4 protein-coding genes and 1 pseudogene are annotated in these 6,560 nt (G+C 61.3%); 1 reads left to right on the forward strand and 4 read right to left on the reverse strand.

Annotation, left to right across the window (positions count from 1 at the left end; genetic code table 11):
• On the forward strand, window positions 1-568 hold a 568-nt coding region (locus AC1DLB_RS19905; protein WP_477785500.1), incomplete at its 5' end, for an OmpA family protein.
• Between the two features lie 84 nt (window positions 569-652).
• Here AC1DLB_RS19905 and cobA read toward each other — a convergent pair.
• The 4 genes and pseudogenes from cobA to AC1DLB_RS19925 all read right to left on the reverse strand — a co-directional run.
• Window positions 653-1,417: a uroporphyrinogen-III C-methyltransferase gene (cobA, locus tag AC1DLB_RS19910; RefSeq protein ID WP_086945139.1), complete on the reverse strand. Its 765-nt coding sequence runs from the start codon at window positions 1,415-1,417 to the stop codon at window positions 653-655.
• Between the two features lie 10 nt (window positions 1,418-1,427).
• Window positions 1,428-4,145: a nitrate reductase gene (locus AC1DLB_RS19915; RefSeq protein WP_086945138.1), complete on the reverse strand. Its 2,718-nt coding sequence runs from the start codon at window positions 4,143-4,145 to the stop codon at window positions 1,428-1,430.
• Window positions 4,145-4,462, reverse strand: coding sequence for a nitrite reductase small subunit NirD (gene nirD / locus AC1DLB_RS19920; protein ID WP_018925265.1), 318 nt, complete (start codon window positions 4,460-4,462; stop codon window positions 4,145-4,147). Before nirD ends, AC1DLB_RS19915 begins: the two co-directional genes overlap by 1 nt.
• Window positions 4,459-6,560 (reverse strand): annotated as a pseudogene (locus tag AC1DLB_RS19925) (FAD-dependent oxidoreductase); the annotation flags it as partial. The pseudogene AC1DLB_RS19925 and the gene nirD, both read right to left, overlap by 4 nt.

Here is a 6,560-nt window from a genome sequence, read left to right on the forward strand (position 1 = left end):
GTACAACATCGACCAGGGCGACACCGAGTGGGCTCCTAGCGTCGGTATCGGTGTGAACTTCGGTGGCGGCTCCAAGCCTGCTGCTGCTCCAGTTCCAGCACCGGCTGAAGTTTGCTCCGACAGCGACAACGATGGCGTTTGSGACAACGTTGACAAGTGCCCAGACACCCCAGCCAACGTAACTGTTGACGCTGATGGCTGCCCAGCAGTTGCTGAAGTTGTTCGTGTTGAGCTGGACGTGAAATTCGACTTCAACAAGTCGGTAGTCAAGCCTAACAGCTACGGCGACATCAAAAACCTGGCTGACTTCATGAAGCAGTACCCATCCACCACTACTGTTGTTGAAGGTCACACTGACTCCGTCGGTCCTGACGCTTACAACCAGAAACTGTCCGAGCGTCGTGCAAACGCCGTTAAGCAAGTTCTGACCAACCAGTACGGTGTTTCGCCGTCCCGCGTTCAGTCTGTTGGCTACGGCGAATCCCGCCCAGTTGCTGACAACGCCACTGAAGCTGGTCGCGCTGTAAACCGTCGCGTAGAAGCGAAGGTTGAAGCTCAAGCTAAGTAATTAGCTCGCAGCTCAAGAAAAGCCCGGCTTAGGCCGGGCTTTTCTTTGTCTGCGATTTGGTGAAGAGGGAGTAATAGGTAGGGTTCAGGCTGATTGATCGGCCACCATCGCGGGCAAGTCGCGCTCCCACAGAGATGAAGTTGCACAGGCTGCCACGGCACCGATCACCARGATCGCCGGGCTCTTCAACTGAAAGCTGAGGGCATCCTCTTCCATTGCTGTCAGGTCGCTCCGGCATTCCCGTTGGTGCGGCAGCGAAGCGTTTTCGATCATCGCCACGGGAGTATCGGCGGCCATTCCACCGGCCAGCAGTTGCTCACGAATCTCGCTCAGTTTTGCGACACCCATATAGACCACCAACGTGGTGCCGCCTTGAGCCAGGGCCTGCCAGTTCAGGCTACTGTCATCCTGAGTGTGCGCCGTGACCAGTGTCACGCCACGGGCGACACCCCGCAGTGTCAGTGGAATATCACATTGGGTCGCGCCGGCAAGGCCAGCGGTGATGCCATTGACCAATTCAACCTCGACCCCTCGTTCACGTAACCACTGCGCCTCTTCACCGCCGCGTCCGAAGATGCACGGATCGCCACCCTTGAGCCGCACCACGCATTTGCCGTGGCGGGTATAACGCAGCATCAGGCGATGAATGAAGGCTTGAGGCGTGGAGCGACAGCCGCCGCGCTTGCCCACGGGAATAATTCGCGCATTCGGGCAATGCTCCAGTACCGCAGGATTGACCAGATCGTCGATCAACACCACGTCCGCTTCGCGCAACGCACGAACCGCCTTGAGGGTCAGCAATTCCGGATCGCCGGGACCCGCACCCACCAGCCAGACTTTTGCGCTCATAGTGTTTTCCTCACGAGGTGACGGCGACTGGCTGCGCAGTGGCGGCCAGTAAACGCTTGATTTCCGGGACGCAGGAGCCGCATTGCGTGCCGCAGCCCAATTCTTGTTTCAAACCTTGCAAGTCCAGGCCACGGCTGATTCCGGCACAGATTGCGTTCTGGCTGACGTTCATGCAGTTGCACAGGGTTTTGCTGCCGGATGCAGGGGCGCCAGCGTTGCCTGGTGGCGCACTCAACGGTGCCAGCAGCCAACGGCGCAGTTGTTCGTCGGCGCGACCTTCGAGCCACAGGCTTTGCAGCCAATGTTGGGCGAGTGTTTCACCGGCCAGGCGAATCGCGGTGATCCGGCCGTTCTCGATACGCACCCGTTTACCGATCGAGCGCCGGGGGTCGTCGTAGGCCAATACCGGGCCGTCGTTGAGCCCCAGGCATTGATCGATATCACGCAACAACTGCGGCTCTGGCGCGGTGGCGCTGGCGGCGCGTATCAGCAGCGCGGGACGCTCACGGCCGGCCAAGCTGAGGCTGGCGTAGGAAAACGCCTCGCAGAGTGGTCGCAACGTCTCCAGGTGCTGTTGAACATCACCTTCGATCAGGGCGAAAAGCTGCCAGGGCAAATGCACAGGCTCGAGCCGCACACCGCTGTGTTTGAGTTCCGGTTGCTTCGACAACGGATCGAAGGCGGGAAGGGTGAGGGTATTCACACCGCCCTTGAGAAAGCGGTCGCCCCAATGCATCGGCAGGAAAGCCTGGCCCGGACGTACGCTGTCGTCGCTGCTGACCGGCAGGATCACCGCGCCCCGGCGACTTTTCAGATTGATCAGGTCGCCAGGTTGCAGGCGATGCCGACGCAGTTCATCCGGGTGTAGGCTCAACACGGCTTCGCTGACATGGCCGAACAGTTGCGCGGCGGTGCCGGTGCGGCTCATGCCGTGCCATTGATCGCGCAGGCGACCGGTGATCAAGGTCAGCGGGAAACGCGCATCGCGTTGTTCCTTGGCGGCGCGATAGGGGTCGGTCACGAACTGCGCACGCCCGCTGGCGGTCGGGAATACCCCGTCAAGGTACAACCGCGCGGTGCCTTCGCGGGCTCCGGCGGGGAAGGGCCATTGCTGCGGTCCGAGCTGGTCGATCAACTCATGACTGATCCCGGACAGGTCGAGGTCGCGGCCGCGAGTCAGTTGTTTGTATTCGTCGAAGACCTGTGCCGGGGTTTCAAAGGCAAACAGGCTGGAGGCTCCGGGACGCAGGTGTTTTTCCAGACGCTGTGCGAAATCCACGGTGATCGCCCAATCGGGCCGTGCTTCACCGGGGGCGCCGATGGCTCGGCGGACGTGGGAAATGCGTCGCTCGGAGTTGGTAACCGTGCCGTCCTTTTCACCCCAACTGGCGGCGGGCAGCAACAGGTCGGCGAATGCGGCGGTTTCGGTGGTGTGGAAGGCTTCCTGCAACACCACGAACGGGCAGGCTTGCAGTGCCTCGCGCACAGAGGTCTGGTCCGGCAGCGACTGGGCAGGGTTGGTGCAGGCGATCCACAGGGCTTTGATCTTGCCGCTGCGCATCTGCTCGAACAGTTCGATGGCCGTGAGCCCGGTGTTTTCGGGCAGTTGATCGACGCCCCAGTAGGCGGCCACTTGCGCCCGGTGCTCGGCATTGGCCGCTTCGCGATGACCCGGCAGCAGGTTTGACAAACTGCCGGTTTCCCGGCCGCCCATGGCATTGGGCTGACCGGTCAGCGAGAAAGGTCCTGCACCGGGCCGGCCGATCTGCCCGGTAGCCAAGTGCAGGTTGATCAGCGCGCTGTTCTTCGCGCTGCCGGCGGTGGACTGATTCAGCCCCATGCACCACAGCGACAGAAAGCTCGGTGACGTGCCGACCCATTCCGCGCATTGGTGYAGTTGCTCGACGCTGATGCCACAGAGTTGCGAGACCATTGCCGGGGTGTAGTCGCGTACCAGGTTTTTCAGCTCGGCCAGGCCTTCGGTGTGGGCCTTGATGAAGTCGCGGTCGATCCAGTCTTCCCACAGCAGCAAGTGCAAAATCCCATGGAACAACGCGACATCGGTACCGGGCAGAATCGCCAGGTGCAGGTCAGCCAGATCGCAGGTGTCGGTGCGCCGTGGGTCGATGACGATGACTTTCATCTGCGGACGATGGGATTTGGCTTCTTCCAGGCGACGAAACAGGACCGGGTGGGCGTAGGCCATGTTGCTGCCGACGATCATCACGCAGTCGCTCAGTTCCAGGTCTTCGTAGTTGCAGGGCGGAGCATCGGCGCCGAGGCTGCGCTTGTAGCCGACCACCGCTGAAGACATGCACAGCCGTGAATTGCTGTCGATGTTGTTGGTGCCCACCAGCGCCCGCGCCAGTTTGTTGAAGGCGTAGTAATCCTCGGTCAGCAATTGCCCGGAGATATAGAACGCGACGCTGTCCGGGCCGTGTTCGGCGATGGTCTTGGCGAAGACACTGGCGGCGTGATCGAGTGCGCTGTCCCAATCTGTGCGGCTGCGAGCCAGTCCTTTGCCCAGGCGCAGTTGCGGGTACAAGGCCCGCGCGGTCAGGTCGCCGGTCAGATGCAAGGTCGAACCTTTACTGCACAATTTGCCGAAGTTGGCCGGGTGCGCCGGATCGCCGCTGACGCCGAGAATGCGCTCGCCGTCGTGCTCGATCAGCACGCCGCAGCCGACCCCGCAGTAGCAGCAGGTGGAGGCGGTGATTTGGCGGTCCATCAGCTTGCTTCCCGCAGAGCCAGCAGCACCCGGCCATTTTCGACCCGTGCCGAATGATGGTGGGCACAGCCGATATCGGGAGCCTGGGCTTCGCCGGTTTCCAGGTCGATCTGCCAGTTGTGCAGCGGGCAGGCGACCCGTTTGCCGTAGATCAAACCCTGGGACAGCGGYCCGCCCTTATGCGGGCAGCGGTCGTCGAGGGCGAAAACCTCATCGTCGCTCGTACGAAAAATCGCAATGTCGCCTTTCGGGCCGGCGACGATCCGCGAGCCAAGGGTGTTGATCTCTTCCAGTGCGCAGATATCCAGCCAGTTCATACCGACACCTCCAGGTTCTTCACGGGAATGACTTCGAATTCTTTTTTCAGCAGTGGTTGCTCGAGGCGTTCTTTCCACGGGTCCTGTTCGAACGACAGGGAGAATTGCAGGCGTTCGTTGAGTGCCTTGCGCCGTACCGGGTCTTCCAGCACGGCTTTCTTGATGTGTTCCATGCCGACTCGTTGCAGGTAATGCACGGTGCGCTCGAGGTAGAAGGCTTCTTCACGGTACAGCTGCAGGAAAGCGCCGTTGTATTCGCGCACCTCTTCAGCGGTTTTCAACTTGACGAAGAATTCAGCGACTTCGGTCTTGATCCCGCCGTTGCCACCGATGTACATCTCCCAGCCGGAATCCACGCCGATAATTCCGACGTCCTTGATCCCCGCTTCCGAGCAGTTGCGTGGGCAACCGGAGACAGCCAGTTTCACTTTGTGTGGCGACCACATGTTGAACAGGTCATGTTCGAGCTCGATGCCCAGTTGCGTGGAATTCTGGGTGCCGAAGCGGCAGAACTCACTGCCGACACAGGTTTTCACGGTGCGGATGGATTTGCCGTAGGCGTGGCCGGACGGCATGTCCAGGTCTTTCCAGACGCCCGGCAAGTCTTGCTTTTTGATCCCCAGCAAGTCGATGCGTTGGCCGCCGGTGACCTTGACCATCGGCACGTTGTACTTGTCGGCCACGTCGGCGATGCGCCGCAGTTCTGAAGGATTGGTCACACCGCCCCACATCCGCGGGACGACAGAGTAAGTGCCGTCTTTCTGAATGTTGGCGTGGGCGCGTTCGTTGATCAGGCGCGATTGCGGATCGTCCTTGGCTTCGCCGGGCCAGGTGGAAATCAGGTAGTAGTTGAGCGCCGGGCGGCAGGTGGCGCAGCCGTTCGGCGTGCGCCAGTTCAGGTAGCTCATGGTGCCGGCGATGGTCAGCAGATGCTGGTCGCGGATGGCCTGGCGGATTTGCCCGTGGTTGAGGTCGCTGCACCCGCAGATGGCTTTTTCGCTTTTCGGTTTGACGTCTGCCGCACCGCCCACGGTGTTGATCAGGATCTGTTCCCAAACATCAGGTGATCGCGGATCTCGCCGATGGCATGGTTCTCACGGATCTGCCGGAAATACCAGCCGCCGTCTGCCGTATCGCCGTACAGGCAGGCGCCGACCAGCACGTCATCCTTGATCACCAGTTTTTTGTACACCCCGCCAATCGGGTCGGAGAGGGTGATGGTCTCGGTGCCTTCGCCGCCCATGAAGTCGCCGGCGGAGAACAGGTCGATGCCGGTGACTTTCAATTTGGTCGACGTCACCGAGCCCTTGTAAGTGGCGAAGCCCAGTTGGGCGAGGTGGTTGGCGCACACCTTGGCTTGTTCGAACAGCGGTGCGACCAGGCCGTAGGCGGTGCCGCGGTGGCTGGCGCATTCACCGATGGCGTACACCCGAGGGTCGTAGGTTTGCATTGTGTCGTTGACCAGAATCCCGCGGCTGCAAGGGATGCCGGCTTTTTCCGCCAGTTTGGTGTTGGGGCGAATGCCGGCGGCCATCACCACCAGATCGGCGGGGATGATGTCGCCGTTCTTGAACTGCACTGAGCCGACCCGGCCATTGCCGGCGTCGTGCAGGGCCTGGGTCTGTTCGCACAGGCGGAAATGCAGGCCACGGGCTTCCAGGGCGGTTTGCAGGAGTTGGCCGCTGGTTTTGTCCAGTTGGCGCTCCAGCAGCCATTCGCCGATGTGCACCACGGTGACGTGCATGCCCCGCAGCATCAGGCCGTTGGCGGCTTCAAGGCCCAGCAGGCCGCCACCGATGACCACGGCGTGCTTGTGGGTCTTGGCGGTGTCGATCATCACCTGGGTGTCGGCAATGTCGCGGTAGCCGATCACGCCCTGCAAGGTATTGCCGGGGATCGGCAGGATGAACGGGGTCGAGCCGGTGGCAATCAGCAGGCGGTCGTATTCAGCCTCAGTGCCGTCTTCGGCGATGACCCGGCGTTTGACCCGGTCGATCTCCACCACTTTGCGGTTGAGCAGCAGCTTGATGTTGTTTTCCAGGTACCAGTCCAGATCGTTGAGCACGATCTCTTCGAACGTCTGTTCGCCAGCCAGTAC

Source organism: Pseudomonas sp. 05N434 (genome assembly GCF_056396965.1).